The organism is Streptomyces sp. VTCC 41912 (genome assembly GCF_045799175.1).
GTDB classification, from domain to species: domain Bacteria; phylum Actinomycetota; class Actinomycetes; order Streptomycetales; family Streptomycetaceae; genus Streptomyces; species Streptomyces albulus_C.
Genome location: NZ_JBJMAB010000037.1, coordinates 53,644 through 71,767 on the forward strand (window position 1 = coordinate 53,644; position 18,124 = coordinate 71,767).

Below are 18,124 nucleotides of genomic sequence, written 5' to 3' on the forward strand. Positions count from 1 at the left end.
TCGGGGGTACGCGCCGCGGCGGGGCAGCTCTCTCAGGCAACCGGGACGGCTCAGATGCTGAGCTTCTGGCCCGGGAAGATGAGGTTGGGGTTGCCGCCGACGACGGACTTGTTGGCGGCGTAGAGCGCCTTCCAGTGGGTGCCGTGCGCCTTGGCGATCTTGGCGAGGGTGTCGCCGGCCTTGACGGTGTAGGTGTCACCGGAGCGCTGCGACTGCTGCGGGGCCGGCTGGGCCTTCTCGGCCTTCTCGCGGACCGGGGCGGACTTCTTGGTGGTGCCCTCGGTCTGCTTGCGGGCCTCGGAGGCGCCCTGGCTCTTCTTGACGGTGGCGCCGCCGGACGGGTCGACGTTGGCGGCCGGGCCACCGGAGGTCAGGTTGCCGGCGCCGGCGCAGGACCAGGCACCCGGGCCCTGGATGGCGAGGAGCTTCTCGGCGGCGGCGATCTGCTGGGCCTTGGTGGCCAGGTCGGCGCGGGCCGCGTACTGGGTGCCACCGGCGGCGGCCCAGCTGGAGTTCGAGAACTGCAGGCCACCGTAGTAGCCGTTACCGGTGTTGATCGACCAGTTGCCGCCGGACTCGCACTGGGCGACCTTGTCCCAGGTCGCGACGGAGGCGGCGGAAGCGGAGGTGGCACCCATCAGCGGGACGGCGACGGCGGCGCCGGCGACACCGGCCAGGGTGGCGACGCGGACGGCCTTGGAGCTGCGGCGGTGCTTGCCCTTGTTGATCAGCATCGTGCGTTCGTTTCCTCACCGACGCCTACGAGGTGAGCTGTCGGGTTCGGGCCGTGTGAGCTGCCCGGCCGCGTGTGCTGGACACGCGACTTCACCCCAAGCCGGCTGACCCGTTTTCACGGGCGGGGCCGGCACTTACCTTGGGTCCCCCGCTCCTGCCTTCGGCGCTTGCGCGTCGTCGACTCCGACCGCCGGCAGGACTCGGCGTGCGATCGAAGGGCCCGCTTTGGCGAGCGGTCCTGACCGTAATCAGTAATCCCGTTGGTGTTCAAACCCCATCTTCTGAACCAAGTTGACCGTTTTTGATCATCGCGGTGGTCATTTCCGCAGGTCGGCACCGGTATGGGAACGGGGGGCGAACCGGGGTCCGCCCCCCGCAACGAGAGCCATATCTCACTTTTACGGAACGCCGCGAAAAACGACGAACTGCCGGTAACTACCCCTCTGTCCGGCCGAGATCGAGCAACTGGCCGGGGTGGATGAGGTCCGCGTCGGCGCCGATGACGCCCTGGTTGCGGTGGTAGAGCGCGGGCCAGCCGCCCGGCAGGTCATGGCGGCCCGCGATGGCTGACAGGTTGTCACCGACGCGCACGCGGTAGCCGCCGGTCTCCGCCGGGGGCGTGCGGGGCGTCTCCCCGCCGCGGGAGGCGTGCCGGCCGCTGCCGCTGTCCCGGTCCTCCCCGGGGGCCGCGCCGTCGTCCGGCGTGCCGCGGTGCTTGCCGGCGGCGGGCGGCGTGCCGGGCTCGGCGGGCCGGTCCGGGCCGGTGGAGCCGGGCGGGGGCGTGGGGGTGCTGGGGTCCGCCGGGTCGGACGGCGTCCCCGACGGGGAGTCGCCCGGCGTCGCGGAGTCGGACGGGGCGGGGGTGGCGGACGCGGAGTCCGTCGGGTCCGGGGTCGCCGGGGGCGCGTCCGGGGCGTCGGTGCCGGTGCCGGTGTCGGTACCCGCGTCGGCGCCGGTGCCGGTGCCAGTGCCGGCGGAGGCACCGTCGGACGGTGCGGGGGTCTTGCTGCCCGGGCCCGCCTCGCCCTGGTCCCCGGCCGCGTCGGACGGGTCGCCGGTGCCGGTGTGGCCGTGGGTCGGGCGGGGCGCGGGCCGGGTGGTGGCGCCGGGGTCGACGGCGGGCTTGCGGCCCCCCTTGGTCAGCCCGGCCTTCACCGCGCAGCTGGGGAAGGCGTCCGGGCCCCGGTCGTCGAGGATCGCCTCGGCCACGGCTATCTGCTGGGCGCGGCTGGCGAGGTCGGGGCGGGAGGCGTAGGCGGAGCCGCCGTAGTCGTCCCACATCTCCTGGGTGAGCTGGAGGCCGCCGTAGAAGCCGTTGCCGGTGGCGGAGCTCCACACCCCGCCGCTCTCGCACTGCGCGACGCGGTCCCAGGTGGACGCGTCGGCCGCGTGGGCGCCGCCCGCGGTGAACAGCGGGAGGGCCAGGCCCGCGCCGGTCACTCCTGCCGTGACAAAGATGGCCGGTGCTTGTCTGGGGCGACGGTGTCGGCCGTTCCCGGAACGCATGCGGTTGCCTTTCGCGCGGCGGTTGAGTTGTCGGACCGGTGTCGGCGGGGACACCGGTCGGCATCCCGGGGCCGGCCCCGATCGTCGGTGGAAAGGTAACCGGGGTTACGGGCAGTCACAAGCCGGTGTAGCGGAGATCACGCAATGGTCACGCAGCTGACGCAGCGTCAATTACGGCGTGGCTCCCGGTCGGGACGGCTCGGGCGTGAACTCCACCGGCAGGGTGCGCAGTCCGCGCATGATGAGCCCGCCGCGCCAGCGCAAATCATCCGGTTCCACCGCAAGTCGGAAGTCCGGCAGGCGGGTCAGCAGGGTCGCCAACGCGGTCTGCCCTTCCAGCCGGGCCAGCGGGGCGCCGAGGCAGTAGTGGATGCCGTGCCCGTAGCCCAGGTGCGGGTTGTCACGCCGGGTGAGGTCGAGCACGTCCGGCTCGTCGAACCGCGCCGGATCCCGGTCGGCGGCGGCCAGCACCACCAGCACCGGGTCCCCCTCGGCGATCCGCTGTCCGCCGAGCGTCAGCGCGCGGGTCGCGTACCGCCAGGTGGCCAGCTCCACGGGTCCGTCGTAGCGGAGCAGCTCCTCGACGGCGGTGCCGAGCAGCTCGGTGTCGCCGGCGGCGAGCGACTTCTGGAGCAGTTCGCGCTGGGCGGGGTGGCGGAGCAGGGTGTAGGCGCCGTTGCCGATGAGGTTGACGGTGGTCTCGAAGCCGGCGAAGAGCAGGATGAAGGCCATCGCCGCGGCCTCGTTCTCCGTGAGGTGCTCGCCGTGGTCGGAGGCCCGGATCAGCCCGGAGATCAGGTCGTCGCCGAGGTCGGCCCGCTTGCGGTGGATCAGCTCGGCCAGGTACGCCCGCATCTTCTTCACCGACCGGGCGACACCGCCGCGCGGCCCGCCGCCGTGCCGGATCATCATGCCGGCCCAGTCCCGGAAGTCGTCCTGGTCCTCGGGCGGGACGCCGAGCAGGTCGCAGATCGCGTAGATCGGCAGCGGGAACGCGAACTCGTGGATCAGGTCCGCGCTCCCCCGCTGCCCGCCGTGCGGCTTTTCGATCATGGCGTCGATCAGCCGGTCGGTCAGCTCCTGTATGCGCGGCGCGAACGCGGCGACCCGGCGCGGGGTGAACGCCTTGGAGACCAGGCGGCGCAGCCGGGTGTGGTCCGGCGGGTCGATGTTCAGCAGGTGCGTCATCAGGTTGGCGCCGCGTTCGCCCGGAATGCCGGTCTTGCCCTTTCCGTGCGCGGCCTCGGAGTGGTGCACCGGGTTCTTCGACAGCCGGGCGTCGGCCAGCGCCTGCCGGGCGTCCGGGTAACGCGTGACCAGCCACGCCTCGACACCGCTGGGCAGCCGGGTCCGGTGCACCGGCGCGTGCTCGCGCAGCCAGGCGTACGCCGGATAGGGATCGGCGGCGAACTCCCAGGAGAAGAGGGCGGGGCTGGGTCCGGCGGCGGTCGCGGACGCGGCGGCCGGACAGCCGGTGGGCGGATCACCCGCCGGACGGGCTTCGGGCCGGGCCTCCGGGTGGGAGTCGGACCGGTTCTCCTGGCGGGCGTCGGACGTCTGCTGCACCTCTCGACCGTAACCGGTGCCGCACCCGCCCCACGCAACACAGCAGGTCACCCCGTCTGGACGCCCAGCCCCGCCAGGAACGCCGCCGCGGCCGGCGACGGCCCCAACCCGCTCCACACCACCCGCTCGGTCCGCACCGGCGCCGGCCGCACCCGCACGAGGTGCAGCCCGGTCAGCTTCCGGGCGGACACCTCGGGCACCATGCCGATGCCGAGCCCGGCCCGGACCAGCTCCGCCAGGAACTCCACGGTGGTCACCTCGAACGCCACCTGCGTCGTCAGCCCCGCCGCCCGGAACGCCTCCTCCCGCTGGCGCCGCGCCGCCGAGCCCTCGGCGTAGTCGACGAAGGTCTCCCGCGCGACCCGCGCCAGCGTCGTCCACTCCCGTCGGGCCAACGGGTGCTCCGGCGGCACCACCGCGACCAGTTCCCCGCGCGCCAGCACCTCCTCCCGCACGCCGACCGCGCGCGCCCCGGGCACCAGCCCGACGAACGCCACGTCCAGCACGCCCGCCCGCACCCGCTCGATCAACGGATCGCTCATCTCCATCTGGAGGCTGATCCGCACCTTCGGGTACTTCGTGCGGAACGCGCCCAGCTCCCGGGCCAGGTCCACCGCCCCCACGGTGGAGATCGCCCCCACCGCCAGCCGCCCGCGCACCTCCCCGGTGACCGCCTCCACCTCCGCTCGGGCCCGCTCCGCGGCCTGCAACGCCTGCCGGGCGACCGGGAGGAACGCCTCCCCGGCGGCGGTCAGCCGCACGCTGCGACTGGTCCGGTCGAAGAGCCGCGCCCCCAGGTCCTTCTCCAACCGGGCGATCTGGTGGCTGAGGGCGGACTGCACCACGTGGCAGCGCTCCGCGGCCCGGGTGAACCCACCGGTCTCGGCGACCGCGACGACGTACCTCATCTGCTGGAGCTCCATGCGCGCGATCGTAGGCACCCGCCGCCCCGTGCCATCGATCGCGTTCCACGATCGATGCGATGAAAACTATGCGTTGGACCGATCAATGATCCCGGCGGGACGCTGGCCGCATGAACGAAGCCGCGCACGGCGCGCACCCCACGACCGGACCGCAGGCGGACCCCGGAGGCGATCCGGGGCCCGCGGCGGAGGCCCCGGCGACACCCCTGCTGACCCGCGGCACCCTGCTCCTGATGACCGTCGCCACGGCCCTCTCCGCCGCCAGCAACTACTTCGCCCAGCCCCTCCTGGACGTCATAGGCCACGACCTCCGCCTCTCCACCGGCACCGCCGCGCTGGTCGTCACCGTCGCCCAGACCGGCTACGGCCTCGGCCTGCTGCTCCTCGCCCCCCTCGGCGACCTGCTGGAACGCCGCCGGCTGGCGGTCACCCTGTGCGCCCTGACCGCCGTCTTCCTGACCGTGACGGCCAGCGCCCCGAACGGCACGCTGCTGCTCGCCGGCACCGCCCTGACCGGCCTGACCTCCGTCGCCGCCCAGGTCGTCATGCCGTTCGCGGCGACCCTGTCCGCCCCCGCCGAACGCGGCCGGACCATCGGCACCCTCATGACCGGGCTGCTGCTCGGCATCCTGCTGGCCCGCACGGCGTCCGGACTGCTCGCCGAGGTCGGCGGCTGGCGCACCGTCTACTGGGTCAACGCCGCCCTGATGCTGCTGATCGCGCTCCTGCTGCGGCTGCGGCTGCCCGTCCTGCGCACCACCGCCGGACTGCGCTACCCCGCCCTGCTGCGCTCGACGTTGGCGCTGTTCGCGCAGGAGCCGGTGCTGCGCTGGCGGGCCGCGCTCGGCGCCCTGACCTTCGCGGGCTTCAGCGTCCTGTGGACGGCGGTGGTGTTCCTGCTGTCCGGGCCCGCGTACGGCTGGCAGGAGTCGACGATCGGGCTGCTGGGACTCGTCGGCGCGGCCGGTTCGTTCGCCGCCTCGACGGCCGGCCGCCTGGCGGACCGGGGGCTGGCGCACCGCGTCACCGGCGTCAGCGCGGTCCTGCTGCTGGGCTCCTGGGGCCTCCTGGCGGCCGGCGGCACGGGCGGCGCCTGGTCACTGGCGGCCCTCCTGGCCGGCGTGATCGTCCTGGACCTGGCCGCCCACGCGATCCACGTCAGCAACCAGAACCTCGTCTACGGCGTCCGCCCCGAGGCCCGCAACCGCCTCAACTCCGCCTACATGACCAGCTACTTCGCCGGCGGCGCAGTGGGCTCCGCCCTCACCTCGATGGTCTGGGGCCTGGGCGGCTGGGGCGGCGTGTGCGCGCTGGGGGCCGGGGTGGCACTGGCCCTGGTGGCGACATGGGCAGCGGAACGCCTCAGGCGCCGAACTCCCCACGCCTGACGGCCGCCACGAACGCCGACCAAGTCCCGGGGGAGAAGGCGAGCGCGGGGCCGGTGGGGCGCTTGCTGTCGCGGACGGGGATGGTGGCGTGGCCGGTGGCTACTTCGAGGCAGTTACCTTGACCGCCGCCGCTGTAGCTGGACTTGTACCAGCCGGTGAGCGTGGACGAGTCCTGGACGGTGCTTTCACTGCTGACCATGCGCGTGCTCCTCCACTACAGCTTCAACGAGGGTCAGTGGGCTCCATCTTGACCTCAGCCAGTGAACTCGCCACACCTGACGGCCGATACGAACGCCGCCCAACTCGCGGAAGAGAACGACAGCACAGGGCCGGTGGGGCGCTTGCTGTCACGGACGGGGATGGTGGCGTGGCCGCGGGCCACTTCGAGGCAGTCGTCTTGCGGGGTACCCCCACCGCTGTAGCTGGACTTGTACCACCCAGTGAGGGTCGATGAGTTGGCGGCACCCTTACCGCTGATCATGTGCGTACTCCTCTGCTGCTGCCCTGACGAGGTCCAGGGATTCCTGCCGCGACAAAGCGTCGCTCAGGGCCAGAGCGTAAGCCGTCTGGCACTCACCCACCATCGCAGGATCGTCCATCAGGTTCCCAGTCCTGACACCTTCCGAGTAGGCCACCGGGGCTGAGTCCGGGAAGCTCATGAGCGTGAGCAGACTCTGCTGGAGGGCATGAGCGCCGATGCCGTACGGCACCACGTGGAGACGCAGCCGCCCCGCTTCGGCCATATCAGCGATCCTTCCCAACTGGTTGGCCATGACTTGCGAGCCGCCGACATGGCGTCGCAGGACGGTCTCGTCGAGCAGCGTCCAGACCTCGGGGCGCTGTGGCCCGTCGAGGATGCGGCGGCGTTTCGTTCGGATGACGACGAACTCGTCAATCGCTTCGTCGGTGTAGTTCGGGTGGCAGGCACGGAAGACGGCACGCGCGTAATCGCTGGTCTGGAGCATGCCGGGAACCAGCGATAGCGCGAACTGCTTGATTAGCGTCGCTTGTTGTTCCAGTTCGGCCACTGCCGCAAAGCTTTCGGTATACGTCGGCTCCAGATCTTCCAGCCATCGAACGAAGAACCCGTCCGTTCCCAGCGCCTGGTCGATCCGCTGTGCATCATCCGGCTTCGGAATTCGCCTCCCCGCCTCGAAGTGGCTGATCAACGTGGGCGAACACACCACGCGCTCGCTCAGCGCCTCCTGCGTCATGTTGGCCGCGACGCGCCGGATCCTCAGCTCCTCCCCGTACTTCTTCTTGGGGGTGCGTGGCCGCTGTTCCCTCTTCATGGGCTGAACTCCCCTACTTGACAGCTGGCTTGTCGGGCTCGACCTACTGGCAGCGTAGCCACAACGGACCCGATCCTGTGAGGGAACGACCACACAGCGTGAAGAAACGCAGAGACCCTCGCGACCGGCGTGCACCGGCCCGAGGGCGTGGTCACCAACCCCAGGAGGTTGACGACATGGCCGAGCCTAAGCGACGGCTGCTGCACGACGGGCGACTTCTGCCATGGAGCAGCATGGAGGGGAAGCCCTGCTATCTCCTCGGCGGCGACGGGACCGGATACGTCTCCCGCATGGCCGACCGGGTCGAGGCGGAACAGCTCGATTCGGCGGCCGAACTCATCGAGGAGGCCCGGGACGTCCTGCGCGAACGGTGCTGGACGCCGGGCGAAATCCACCTGCTGACCAGCGACTTGACCGCCTCGCTCAGCAACGTGCGGCGGATCGCGGTCAGCCGGGGCGCCCGGTTGCCCGCGCCCGCCTACGACTCCCCCGACCGGGCAACCGCCGAGCGGGACGGCACGCGTCCCGTCTGAGCCGACGGGCTCGACGCACGGCACCGCCCGGTCCGCCCCGCGGGGAGCGTTGCGGACGCTCCCCCGAAGGGTGCCGCGCCACCGCGGCGCGGTGAGGGAAGGGCCCCGTCCGGCGGACCAGTACGTTCGCCGGGCGGGGCCGCCCACGCGGCGCTACGCGTCCGATTCCCCCAGCGCCCGCTTGGCCCCGGGGTGGCCCATGGCGGCGGCCTTGCGGTACCAGGACCGGGCCTCGGCCTCGTCGCCGTCCTTCTTGTGGAGTTCGGCGAGGCGGAACGCCCCGTAGGCGTCGCCCTGTTCGTAGCCCTTGAGGTACCAGGGGCGGGCTTCGTCGGGGCGGTCGTGCCTTTCGAGAAGCACGCCGAGGTTGGCTGCGTCGAAGCCGCGACCCTCACGCGCATCGTCTTGGAAGAAGCCCACGGCTTGCTCCAGTGTCTCGGAAAAGTCATCATCCAGGAACTCAGCGGCTTCACCATCGCCGGAGTCGGCAGCTCGACGCATCCAGACCGCAGCGACTTTGGGTTCGCCGTATAGCAGGTGTGCGACAGCCATGCTCCTCGCGACTGGCTCATACCGTGCTGCGGCGGCATTCAGGTAACTGCCGAAAGCGCCGTCCAAGTCGCCGCGAGCAAGCAGCAGATCTCCAAGGAGATGTGCCGCCTCTGCGCTGCCCCCCTTCCGCCCCTCGGTGAACCAGCGCTTGGCCCGCTCCTGCAACAGCTTCCCCAGGTGTGTTGCTGCCTCCACGTCCCCCGCCTCGGCCGCTGCCTCAAGGAAGGGCTCGGCCTCCTTGCCCTCGCCCCGCCCGGCGAGCATCCGCCCCAACCGCCCCGCCGACCGCGGCTCGCCGGCCTCCACCGCCCGCCGGAACCAGCGCTCGGCCTCCTCCCCTTCGTCCAACGACTCGGCGAGAACACCGAGGTTGTGCAGGGCGGCGGTGTCGCCGGTGTCGGCGGCATGTTGGAAGGCGATCCGCGCTTTCGCCGCGATCTCGGCGTAGTCGTAGGCCGCGTCCGTCCGGGCTGCTTCCAGGGCACAGCGCCACACGGAGCCGGGGACATCCGCCAGTTCCAGTACCGGGGACGCCTTCGCAACATGAAAGGGCGCAGCCAGCCAGGTGTCTCCAATCCCACGGGCGAGGAGCGGCAGCAGACCTTGCCTTGGCTCGGTCGCCCAGGCGAGCGCATCGTCCACGGACTCCCGTGCCATGCCGGTTACGTCCGCGTACCCTTCCTGGACCTTGCGGAGCAGGTCCAGGGGGAGCGGGCCGGTGAGGCCACAGCGTGCAAGGTCGCGGGCAGCACGAACCAGGGCGTGGCCGCGCGGGTGGCGGTCGGCGCGGCGAGCCCGCCACCACTCGTCCCTCAAGAGGGGGCCCAAGGCGAGGAAGGCGGCGGCGCCCTCGGGGCCACTGGTGGAAACGACGCCTATCAGGCGCGGATCTCCGGTACGTGCGGCCTCCTGCGCCACCCGCTCCCGCTCCGCCGGGCTCCACTCGCGCGCCAGCTCGACGAGGTGCGCAACGTCGAGGACTCGGCCACCGGGCCGGGCGCGGCAGGCGTCGTAGGAGTCTTCCCGCATGGTGGCCACCACGACAACCCTCAGGGCTACCAACTGGGCCAACAGGCGCGGCTCCAGTCCGCCGTCACCAAGGTGCTCGTCGAGGTCGTCGAGCCAGATGACATACCGCTCCGGCCGGGCGCTCAACAGTGTGGGAAGCCCCCGCAGGTCCGTACCACCAGCCGGCGCGAAAACACGACGACCGGCTGGCCCCCTGGCCATCGCCGCCAACGCCGTGCGCGTCTTGCCTGTGAACGGCTCGCCAAGAAGGAGCACCAGCCCGCCACGCTCCCGCGCCTGTCCCAGCGCCGCATCGAGGTCGTGATCGCAGTCACGGAGAACGTAAGGAGGCAGAGGCGGGTGCCCAGGAACACGATGGGTGGGACGCACACCGAAGGCGATCGAGTCGACGTCCCCGGCCGTGGGCCAGCTCTGCGGGTCAGGAACGGTCCCGGAGAAACCGGGAGTCTGGAAGGTGACCGCGCCAATGGCCCCCGCCTGAACGACGGGGCCGTGAGCCCTGCCGGAAACGGTGTTGTGCGCAGCGGTGGCGCGGCCAGCGACCGCGACCGGGGGCACGCCGTCCACGAGACGCCGAACTTCCTCGCCGGCATCCGGATCGCGCTCCAGGAGTTCGCGCAACCGGTCCTCCCACCAATGCCGGGCCGAAATGAGGTCCTGCGGCGGATCGAAATCCGACGCCATGCGATGCCGGAACTTGCCCCACCTCGCCCCGGCCGCCCCCGTCGTTGTTCGCGCCAAGTGCATCGCCGCCCGCGCCATCAACTCCTCGTCCACCCGCACCCCTCCCCCTCAACTCCCGTTCCCCCAACGGTACTAAGCGCCGCCCCCCTCGACCGCCACCACCGCGTCGCGGTAGGCGCGGGCGGCGGCCCGCAGGGCGGCTTCCGGGTCGACGCCCTCCGACTCGGCGCGGACGGCCAGGGCGAGGAGTTCGTAACCGATCCCGGAACCGGACGGCAGGGGGACGTCCAGGCCGGCCGTGCGGACGCGGGAGGCGAGCTTGGCGGCGAGGGCGAGGCCGGGCTGGGCCAGCGGGACGCCCTCCGTGATCGACGCGCGCTGCTTCTCCTCGGCCTTGGTGCGCAGCCAGTGGGCCTTGACGTCCTCGGGGGTCTCGGCGGACTCGTCGCCGAAGACGTGCGGGTGGCGGTGGAGCAGCTTCTCGATGAGGGTGCCGGCCACGTCGTCGACGGAGAACGGCTCGTCGGGGTCGTCGTGGGCGATCCGGGCGTGGAAGACGACCTGGAGGAGGACGTCGCCGAGCTCCTCGCGCAGCGCCTCGCGGTCGCCCTCCTCAATGGCCTCGACCAGCTCGTACGCCTCCTCGATGGCGTACTTGGCGAGGTCGCGGTGGGTGCGGATGCCGCTCCAGGGGCACTCGGCGCGGATCTGGTCCATGACCTGGACGAGGTCGAGCAGGCGGGCGCCGGGGAGGTCGTAGGAGCCGGGCAGCAGCTCCAGGTCGGGCATCGTCTCGCGGCCGGAGCCGGCGAGGCGGGCCAGGCCGTCGGTGAGGGCGCTCTCGCCGTCGGCGGAGGTCAGGACGACGGCGGTGCGGTCGCCGGGGACGACGTCGTCGACCAGCTCGCGGGCGGTGGGGGCGGCGGTCTCGACCACGACGCCGGCCTCGCGGAGGTACGGCAGCTGGGGGTGGTCGGGGTCGGCGCACAGGACGCGGTCGGCGGCCCGCAGGACCTGCCAGGCGGGCCAGGACAGCAGGCCGGGGGCGACCCGGTGGCTGGTCGTGAGCAGGACCAGGCGGCCGGTGCCGGGGCCCTCGGGGTGGGGCGCGGCGCCGGGACCGGCGGCGGGAGTGGCGTCAGCGTTCACGTAAACGAACGTAACGCACGCCGCTGACAGCGCCCCGGCCGCCCGCGCCCGGCCCCGCTCCCGCCGCGGCCCGGCGGCTACGCCTGCTGCGGGTGGGCGGTGGCCGGCACGATCCACGGCTCCTTGGTCTGGCCGAGGATCACTTCCTGGTCGTCCCACTTGCCGAACCGCGGATTGACGTCGACCCGCAGGTCCCGGGAGGTCTTCGACAGCGCCTGGACGAGCTTCTGCTGCCCGTCGGGGCGGGCGCGGTCCGCGTGCAGGTGCTTGGAGAGGCCGTCCAGGAGGAGCTGGTTGCGGACGACCGTGTCGATCTCGTCGGGGGCGATGCTCTGCTGGAGCCACATCGTCTTGAGGCGGGCGGCGCCGCCGGCCCGTTCCTCGGCCGCCGCCCGGGCCTTCTGCACGTCGGCGCGGGTGACGTGCACCCCGGCGTCCGCGGCGGCCCGGTCCAACACCCGGTCGAAGATCATGCTGTTGAGGGTGGCGAGGCTGAGCCGCCCGGTGTTGGCGATCAGCTGCTTGCCCTGGGGGGACGTGGCCTGGGCGGTGCGGACGTCCTTGACCCGGGACTGGAGCTGAGCGACGGTGATCCGCTTGCCGTCCACGACGGCGGCGGCGCCGGGGTGGGCGTCGGTGCCGCAGGCGGTGAGCAACGGGGTCGCGGCCAGCAGAGCGGCGGCGGCGGTAACGGAGAGCGCTGTCCTACGACGGAGCACGTGGCCTCCCGGCAGATCGGATCGTGCGACGGAGTGACGACCTCTTACGGAGTGACGACCTACTTGCGACCTAGTGACGACCTTGAATGATCGATGCTAGGGAGTCGGCGTGGCCCAGGCCACTGCTTCGGCCAACGAGCTGCGGCGGGGTCGGTTCCGGTCGACGCCGGGCGGCCCGCCCGGGTGGCCCACCGCGGCCCGCCGCCGTGCCCGGGCGCGCGCGGCGTCACCCCTGCATCTGCCCCAGCCAGTACAGCGTCCGGCGGATCTCCGTGGGGAAGGGGTGGTGCGGTCCGTGCAGGCGCTCGGCGTCGTAGAGGAGGCGGGAGAGGGTCTCCTTGGCGGCGCCCTGTTCGCCCTGGGCCAGCAGCAGGTGCCCGATGGAGCGGCGGATTTCGAGCGGGCGGACGGGGTCGTCGGCGTAGTGCTCGAAGTACGGCAGGAGGGACCGGTACTCCTCCAGGGCCCGGGCGACCTCGCCGAGTTGTTCGAGGCACTGGGCGGCGTCGTAGTGGAACTGGAGGGCCTGGCGGGTGGCGCCGGCGCCGGACTCCTTGGCGTACTCCTCGGCCAGGAGGCGGAGTTCGGGCAGGGCGCGGCGGTACTGGCCGTCGTCCATGAGGGTGGCCGCGTACTGCTTGCGGAGGGTGCGCACGACCGGGGAGTGCGGGCCGTGGCGTTCGGCGGCGGCCGGCAGGATGCCGCCGAGGATGTCCACGGCGCGGGTGATCCGGCCCTGGTCCAGGAGGTGCTTGACCTCGTCGACGGCGGCGGCGACGTCCGGGCCGGCGGGGGCCGCGGCGCGGACGTCGGTGGCGCCGGCACCGGGCGCGGCCGCGACCGCGGGCCGGGCGGGGGCGGGGGTGGGGCCCAGTGCGCTCCACGGGGCGTCGCCGGCGAGGGAGGCGCGGGGGTCGGGGACGGCCCGGGCGGGCGCCTCGGGGATGCGCGGGGTGGCCAGCACCGTCGGGGTCGGCGCGGGCGCCGGGGCGGCCGAACGGGTCGGCCAGGGGGCGTGCGGCTGGCAGAAGGGGCGGGTGGGGTCCATGGGGGACAGCGGGGCGCGCGGGCCGGAGGAGGACGTGGGCAGGAGGGGGGCGAGGGCCGCGTAGACCTCCTGGGCGTCGGCGGGGCGGGCCTGGGGGTCCTTGCGCAGCAGGTGCAGGACGAGCGCTTCGAGCTCCTCGGGCACGTCGGGGCGGAGCCGGCGGACCGGGACCGGCTCCTCGTGGAGGTGGCGGTGCAGCACGCCCAGGGCCGTGGAGCCGGCGAACGGGACCTCGCCGCTGAGGAGTTCGTGCAGCAGCACCCCGAGCGCGTAGAGGTCGGTGTACGGGCCGACGGCGCCGCCCATGGCCTGTTCGGGCGCCATGTAGGCGGGGCTGCCGATGGGCGAACCGGTGTGGGTGAGGCGGGTGGTGTCGGTGTCCAGTGCTGAAGCGATGCCCAGGTCGAGGACGACGACCGAACCGTCCGGCCGGATCATGACGTTGCGGGGCTTGAGGTCCCGGTGGACGATCGGCACCGCGTGCACCGCGGCCAGCACGGCGCACAGTTGGGCGGCGACCGAGACCGCCCAGGGCCAGGGGTAGGGGTCGTGCTCGGCGAGGTGGTCGGAGAGGTCGGCGCCGTCGACGTACTGCATGACGAGGTAGAGGTCCTCGCCGTCGCTGCCGGCGTCGTGGACGGTGACGAGTCCGGGGTGGTCGACCTGCGCGGTGACCCGGCACTCGCGGACGAAGCGGCGGCGCATCTCCTCGCCGTCGAGGGTGCCGGCGACCCGGTCGGGGCGGAGCAGCTTGACGCCGACCCGACGGTCCAGGCGGCGGTCGTAGCCGATCCAGACCTGGCCCATGCCGCCCTGGCCGAGCAGGCCGGAGAGTTCGTAGCGGTCGGCGATGACCCGCCCGTTCACCGGCCGCCCTCCTTGCGGAGGTAGTCGCTGAGTTCGTCGAGTTCGGCGCGGACCTGGTCGATGCGCTGGGGCTGCGGGCGGTGCGCGGGGCCCTGCGGGGCCGGCACCGGGTGGGCGGGCGGCTGCTGCTGCTGCTGCGGGGGGAGCCCGGTGGCGGTGGTGGCGTACGGGTTGACCGGGGCTGGGGCCGGTCCCGGGGGCGCGGCGGCGTACGGCCGGGTCTCCTGGGCGTACCGCGGGGCGTGCGGGGGGAAGCCGCCGCCCGGCGGCGCGTAGGGGTGCGGGAAGGGGCCGGCGGGGTAGGCCGGCGGGACCGTCCCGGCGGGCTGGAGGCGCGCGACGCGGAGGTCGACGACGAGGTAGTAGGCGACGACCCCGGCGATCTGGAGCAGCAGGAGGGCCACGCCCAGGTTGGTGCGCCAGTCGGTCTCCGGGAAGCTGACGATCAGCACGCTGGTGCCGATGAACAGCGCCAACTGGCCGGCGAAGAGCCACCAGCCCAGTGGCCGGCGCTGCACGATCGCGGCCCGCAGCATCGCGGCCCAGCCCAGGAAGCCCAGGCTGAGCACCGTGGCGGCCACGAAGAGCACCCGCAGTGCGAGGACCGTTCCGCGCGCCGGGGGACGGTGCGGCGGCGGGGCCGGGACTGGGCCGTGCATCACTGCTCCTGAGGAATCGTTCGTGGCCGGGGGCCGGGTCTCCCCCATCGACTCCGCTCGAACGGGGTGGTGCGCCCGCCGGCGGTCGCGCGCCGCCGACGGGTCCACCGGGCGCGCACGTGCCTTGCGAGCGTATATACGACGCCGATCGCGTGTGCAGGGTTGTACGGATTGCCCCGGGCAATCCGCCGGCCCCGCGCCGGGCCGGTTCAGTCGGGCGCGACCGACCCGTCCGTCAGCCCGTCGTGCAGCCCCTGGACCAGTTGCTCGCCGAGCCGGGAGGCCAGCCGCAGGGCCGTTTCGAAGGCGGCCAGGTCGGCGAAGCGACTGCCGTAGCGGCGCTGTTCGGCGAGCGGGAGCCGGGGCAGTTGCAGGCGGCGGACGTCGAGGCGGGTGGCGGTGGAGGCGTAGCTGCTGGCCTGGCGGTTGTTGGCGGTGCCGCGCAGGAAGCCGGCCAGGAACCACGGGTCGAGGGCCGCGGCGTCGGGGCGGAGCAGGGTGAGGTTGCGGCCCAGGGCGGCGCCGGCGGTGGCCTCGTCGACGACCCGGGCGGTGGTGCCGCCGCCGAGGACCGGGACGACGACGTCGCCCTCCTGGACGAGGACCGGCTCCTCGGGGGGCGTGCCGGTGGGGGTCTCGGGGAGGGCGCCGGACGGGGCGAGGCCGCCGATCACGTCGTGGTCGGTGAGGACCGCGGGACCGCCTTCGGGCCCGGCGGTGCCGGGGCCGCCGGCGCGCAGGACCAGGGCACCGGAGCGGGCGAGTTCGCCGACGGTGGTCAGCGGCCAGCGGGCGGCGGCCGGTTCGGCGGCGGTGGCGTCCGGGGCGGGGTGCGGGGTGAGTGCGGTGGTGCGGGCCAGGGTCGCGGTGAGGCGGTCGTGGACCCGGGCGAGTTCGGCGGGGCCGCCGGCCGCGGCGGGCGGCGGGAGGTGCCGGGCGGGGGCGAGGTCGACGTCGTCGCCGAGCAGGTCGATGGCGGCCAGGGAGCGCCGCACGCCGGGCACTTCCTCGATGCCGCCGTCGCGGTCGAAGTCCCGCCAGGCGTCCAGGGCGGTGGCCCGCACGGTCTGCCAGTCGAGCTTGTCGCGGCCGCCGGCGGGGGCGGCGCCCGGCTCGGGCTTCGCGGCGGCCGCCGCGGTGTCGACGACGAGCAGGTGCGGAACGGGCGGGGTGGGGCCGCCGGGCTTGCGCAGCACCCACAGGTGCAGCGGGACGTTGTTGGGCGGGGCGGCGCCGGCGGGCAGCGCGATCACGGCGCGCAGGGCGCCGCGGCGCAGCAGGTCGGCGCGGATGCGGCGGCCGGAGCGGCGGGAGGCGGCGGCCGGCGGCATGAGGAGGACGGCGGTGCCGCCGGGGCGCAGGCGGGCCAGGGCGTGCTGGACCCAGGCGAGTTCGGATTCGGTGCGGGCCGGGAAGCCGTACTCCCAGCGCGGGTCGTAGGCGAGTTCGTCGTGGCCCCAGTTGCGTTCGTTGAACGGCGGGTGGAGCAGGACGGCGTCGGCGGCGAGCTGCGGGAAGGCGTCGGCGCGCAGGGTGTCGGCGGCCCGGATGCGGATCGCGGCGCCGGGTGCCTCCAGGGCGAGCCGGAGCGCGGTGAGGGCGGCGAGGTCGGGGTCGGCCTCCTGCCCGTGGAGGGCGGGCGGCGCGGCGTCCGGGGCCCCGCCGGTGTCCGCCGCGGCAACCCCGGCGGTGCCCCCGGTGGCGTGCTCGCGGGCGGCGGCCAGGAGCCCGCCGACGCCGCAGGCCGGGTCCAGGACGGTGGTCGACGGGCCGTCGCCGCGCGCGAGTTCGGCCATCAGGGCGGCCGGCCCGGGCGGGGTCAGGGTGTACTGGCGGGGGTTGGCGTCCAGGTGGCGGCCGAGCAGGAAGGCGTAGGCCGCGGCGGGCCCGTCGGTGGTGGCGAGGTCGCCGGCGGCGCGGACGAGTTCGGCGGAGCGGGCGAGGGCCGCGCGGGTCAGGCCGCGCACCGGGTGCTCGGGGCCGAGCCGGGCGGCCAGCACGGACTCCAGCAGCGCGGGCAGCACGCCGGTGAGTTCGGTGTCGTCGGCGGCGCCGCGGAGCTGCCGCCAGGCGGCGGGGCGTTCGTGGACGAGCAGGAGGACGGCGCCGACCTGGCGGAGCGCGGCGGCGGCGCCGGCGGGGTGGCCGACGAGTTGCTGCCAGACCCGTTCGCGGGCCGGGACCTCGGCGATCTTGCCCTGGTCGCGGAGCCACTGCTCGACGTCGTGGAGGGCGAAGGCGGGGCTGGTCTCGGTGCCGCCGACGGGCTTGGGGAAGTCGGCGTGGCGGCGGCGCCAGTTGCTGACCGCGGCCCGGCCGACGCCGGCGAGCCGGGCGATGCCGGCGGCGGTCACCTCGGTCGGGCGGCCGTCCGTCCCGCTCCGCGCGCGGGTGTCCGTGGCGCCGCGGTCCGCGCTGTCGTCCGTCGCCTGCTCCGGCACCTGTGTGGCTCCCGTCCCGATGACCCCGTGACTTCTGCGTGCCCCCTGTGTCGACGAGCATACCCATGCACTACGAACGAACCCCTTCACGCCGTGAACGATCGTGTTTCGTGAATTCGTGTTGACTCGATTCACAGCCTCTGTTGTTATTGACCCACCGATTCGACAGAACGCAGTCCAGCGCCCGGAAGGGGCCCCTTCGCATGTCCCAGCAGATGCAGTACCAGCCCGTCCCGGAGGGGGCGCCCGGCATGCCGACCCCCGGTCACCAGGCGGCCCGCAACGGCCTCGGCGTCACCGCCCTGATCCTCGGCATCATCGGCGCCCTCAGCGGCATCCCGATGATCCTGTTCTGGCTGGCCGGGCCGCTCGGACTGCTGTCGCTGATCTTCGGCTTCGTCGGCCTGAGCCGGGTCAAGAAGGGCCAGGCCACCAACAAGGGCGTGGCGCTCACCGGCACGATCCTCGGCGCCCTCGCGATGATCCTGGCGATCGTCGGGATCATCGTCACCGTGTTCGCCGTGAACAAGGCCGTCGACGAGATCAACAAGCAGGTCAACGGCGCACAGGCGCAGCCCAAGGACGGCAGCAAGGGCGACAAGCCCTACGGGCCGGGCGACGCGGCCACCTACCCGGACAAGGGCCTTGAGGTGAGCGTCGCCAAGCTCTCCCCATACACGGTCGGCGAGATCGTCTCCGGCCACACCGCCGGCAACAAGGCGTACAAGGTCACCGTCCAGATCAAGAACAGCGGCAAGGCCGTCTTCGACCCGGCCCTGACCCAGATCAAGGCGAAGACCGGCGCCGACGGCCGCAAGGCGGAGCAGATCATCGACGGCAAGATCGGCATCGGCTTCGACGGTTCGATCGCCCCGGGCGCCACCGCCACCGTGGACGTCGCCTTCGACGCGCCGCCCACCGCCAAGGAACTCGACGTCGAGGTCGCCCCGGACATCGACATGCAGGGCGTCCACTGGAAGCTGCCGACCAGCTGACCGAAGCGGCCCGTCCGGCGATCCCACCGGACGGACGC

16 protein-coding genes and 1 riboswitch are annotated in these 18,124 nt (G+C 73.4%); of the genes, 3 read left to right on the forward strand and 13 right to left on the reverse strand.

Annotated features, from left to right (window positions below; translation table 11 throughout):
• Positions 1–50: 50 nt before the first annotated feature.
• From ACJ6WD_RS33620 to ACJ6WD_RS33635, 4 genes are all read right to left on the reverse strand, one after another.
• Entirely contained in the window at positions 51–734 is a 684-nt protein-coding gene (locus ACJ6WD_RS33620; protein ID WP_233658094.1) for a transglycosylase family protein, read from the reverse strand.
• Between the two features lie 7 nt (positions 735–741).
• A riboswitch (cyclic di-AMP (ydaO/yuaA leader) is annotated at positions 742–911 on the reverse strand.
• A 259-nt stretch (positions 912–1,170) separates the two neighbouring features.
• A complete protein-coding gene (locus ACJ6WD_RS33625) occupies positions 1,171–2,175 on the reverse strand; it encodes a transglycosylase family protein (RefSeq protein WP_407617136.1) in 1,005 nt (334 codons plus the stop codon).
• 237 nt (positions 2,176–2,412) lie between these two features.
• Positions 2,413–3,807, reverse strand: coding sequence for a cytochrome P450 (locus ACJ6WD_RS33630; RefSeq protein WP_331248018.1), 1,395 nt, complete (start codon positions 3,805–3,807; stop codon positions 2,413–2,415).
• Positions 3,808–3,854: 47 nt separating this feature from the next.
• The gene (locus ACJ6WD_RS33635) at positions 3,855–4,730 is read right to left on the reverse strand and encodes a LysR family transcriptional regulator (protein ID WP_233658091.1); all 876 of its coding nucleotides are present in this window, start codon (positions 4,728–4,730) and stop codon (positions 3,855–3,857) included.
• 110 nt (positions 4,731–4,840) lie between these two features.
• Here ACJ6WD_RS33635 and ACJ6WD_RS33640 point away from each other — a divergent pair, with 110 nt between their 5' ends.
• Positions 4,841–6,118: an MFS transporter gene (locus ACJ6WD_RS33640; RefSeq protein ID WP_359828523.1), complete on the forward strand. Its 1,278-nt coding sequence runs from the start codon at positions 4,841–4,843 to the stop codon at positions 6,116–6,118.
• Here ACJ6WD_RS33640 and ACJ6WD_RS33645 read toward each other — a convergent pair.
• Genes ACJ6WD_RS33645 through ACJ6WD_RS33655 form a run of 3 tightly spaced genes read right to left on the reverse strand, consistent with a single transcriptional unit; the run spans position 6,093 to position 7,410 of the window.
• Entirely contained in the window at positions 6,093–6,317 is a 225-nt protein-coding gene (locus ACJ6WD_RS33645; RefSeq protein ID WP_407617137.1) for a DUF397 domain-containing protein, read from the reverse strand. The genes ACJ6WD_RS33640 and ACJ6WD_RS33645 overlap by 26 nt on opposite strands.
• 54 nt (positions 6,318–6,371) lie before the next feature.
• The gene (locus ACJ6WD_RS33650; protein WP_233658089.1) at positions 6,372–6,599 is read right to left on the reverse strand and encodes a DUF397 domain-containing protein; all 228 of its coding nucleotides are present in this window, start codon (positions 6,597–6,599) and stop codon (positions 6,372–6,374) included.
• Complete coding sequence (locus ACJ6WD_RS33655) at positions 6,586–7,410, reverse strand: helix-turn-helix transcriptional regulator (protein WP_233658088.1); 825 nt, start codon at positions 7,408–7,410, stop codon at positions 6,586–6,588. The genes ACJ6WD_RS33650 and ACJ6WD_RS33655 overlap by 14 nt, the downstream gene beginning before the upstream one ends.
• Before the next feature lie 176 nt (positions 7,411–7,586).
• Between ACJ6WD_RS33655 and ACJ6WD_RS33660 the strand changes: the two genes are divergently transcribed.
• Positions 7,587–7,943, forward strand: coding sequence for a hypothetical protein (locus ACJ6WD_RS33660; RefSeq protein ID WP_233658087.1), 357 nt, complete (start codon positions 7,587–7,589; stop codon positions 7,941–7,943).
• Between the two features lie 153 nt (positions 7,944–8,096).
• Here the strand turns inward: ACJ6WD_RS33660 and ACJ6WD_RS33665 are convergent, their stop codons facing one another.
• The 6 genes from ACJ6WD_RS33665 to ACJ6WD_RS33690 all read right to left on the reverse strand — a co-directional run bounded on the left by ACJ6WD_RS33665 (position 8,097) and on the right by ACJ6WD_RS33690 (position 17,004).
• The gene (locus ACJ6WD_RS33665) at positions 8,097–10,301 is read right to left on the reverse strand and encodes a tetratricopeptide repeat protein (RefSeq protein WP_407617138.1); all 2,205 of its coding nucleotides are present in this window, start codon (positions 10,299–10,301) and stop codon (positions 8,097–8,099) included.
• A gap of 39 nt (positions 10,302–10,340) precedes the next feature.
• On the reverse strand, positions 10,341–11,357 hold the full coding sequence (locus ACJ6WD_RS33670; RefSeq protein WP_407617139.1) for a nucleoside triphosphate pyrophosphohydrolase: 1,017 nt from the start codon (positions 11,355–11,357) through the stop codon (positions 10,341–10,343).
• Positions 11,358–11,434: 77 nt separating this feature from the next.
• Positions 11,435–12,076, reverse strand: coding sequence for a SurA N-terminal domain-containing protein (locus ACJ6WD_RS33675; protein ID WP_233658084.1), 642 nt, complete (start codon positions 12,074–12,076; stop codon positions 11,435–11,437).
• Between the two features lie 226 nt (positions 12,077–12,302).
• The gene (locus tag ACJ6WD_RS33680; RefSeq protein ID WP_407617140.1) at positions 12,303–13,991 is read right to left on the reverse strand and encodes a protein kinase domain-containing protein; all 1,689 of its coding nucleotides are present in this window, start codon (positions 13,989–13,991) and stop codon (positions 12,303–12,305) included.
• Positions 13,988–14,650 (reverse strand): hypothetical protein, encoded by a 663-nt coding sequence (locus ACJ6WD_RS33685; protein WP_407617141.1) that lies wholly within the window; start codon positions 14,648–14,650, stop codon positions 13,988–13,990. The genes ACJ6WD_RS33680 and ACJ6WD_RS33685 overlap by 4 nt, the downstream gene beginning before the upstream one ends.
• 209 nt (positions 14,651–14,859) lie before the next feature.
• Entirely contained in the window at positions 14,860–17,004 is a 2,145-nt protein-coding gene (locus tag ACJ6WD_RS33690) for an N-6 DNA methylase (RefSeq protein WP_407617148.1), read from the reverse strand.
• A 290-nt stretch (positions 17,005–17,294) separates the two neighbouring features.
• Between ACJ6WD_RS33690 and ACJ6WD_RS33695 the strand changes: the two genes are divergently transcribed.
• Entirely contained in the window at positions 17,295–18,086 is a 792-nt protein-coding gene (locus ACJ6WD_RS33695; protein ID WP_376556282.1) for a DUF4190 domain-containing protein, read from the forward strand.
• Positions 18,087–18,124: the final 38 nt, after the last annotated feature.

What these genes read in the sequence shown, in the direction of transcription:
- ACJ6WD_RS33620 (WP_233658094.1), bottom strand. Translation starts at nt 734, where the DNA reads ATGCTGATCAACAAGGGCAAGCACCGCCGCAGCTCCAAGGCCGTCCGC.
- ACJ6WD_RS33635 (WP_233658091.1), bottom strand. Translation starts at nt 4,730, where the DNA reads ATGGAGCTCCAGCAGATGAGGTACGTCGTCGCGGTCGCCGAGACCGGT.
- ACJ6WD_RS33640 (WP_359828523.1), top strand. Translation starts at nt 4,841, where the DNA reads ATGAACGAAGCCGCGCACGGCGCGCACCCCACGACCGGACCGCAGGCG.
- ACJ6WD_RS33645 (WP_407617137.1), bottom strand. Translation starts at nt 6,317, where the DNA reads ATGGTCAGCAGTGAAAGCACCGTCCAGGACTCGTCCACGCTCACCGGC.
- ACJ6WD_RS33650 (WP_233658089.1), bottom strand. Translation starts at nt 6,599, where the DNA reads ATGATCAGCGGTAAGGGTGCCGCCAACTCATCGACCCTCACTGGGTGG.
- ACJ6WD_RS33655 (WP_233658088.1), bottom strand. Translation starts at nt 7,410, where the DNA reads ATGAAGAGGGAACAGCGGCCACGCACCCCCAAGAAGAAGTACGGGGAG.
- ACJ6WD_RS33660 (WP_233658087.1), top strand. Translation starts at nt 7,587, where the DNA reads ATGGCCGAGCCTAAGCGACGGCTGCTGCACGACGGGCGACTTCTGCCA.
- ACJ6WD_RS33685 (WP_407617141.1), bottom strand. Translation starts at nt 14,650, where the DNA reads ATGCACGGCCCAGTCCCGGCCCCGCCGCCGCACCGTCCCCCGGCGCGC.
- ACJ6WD_RS33695 (WP_376556282.1), top strand. Translation starts at nt 17,295, where the DNA reads ATGTCCCAGCAGATGCAGTACCAGCCCGTCCCGGAGGGGGCGCCCGGC.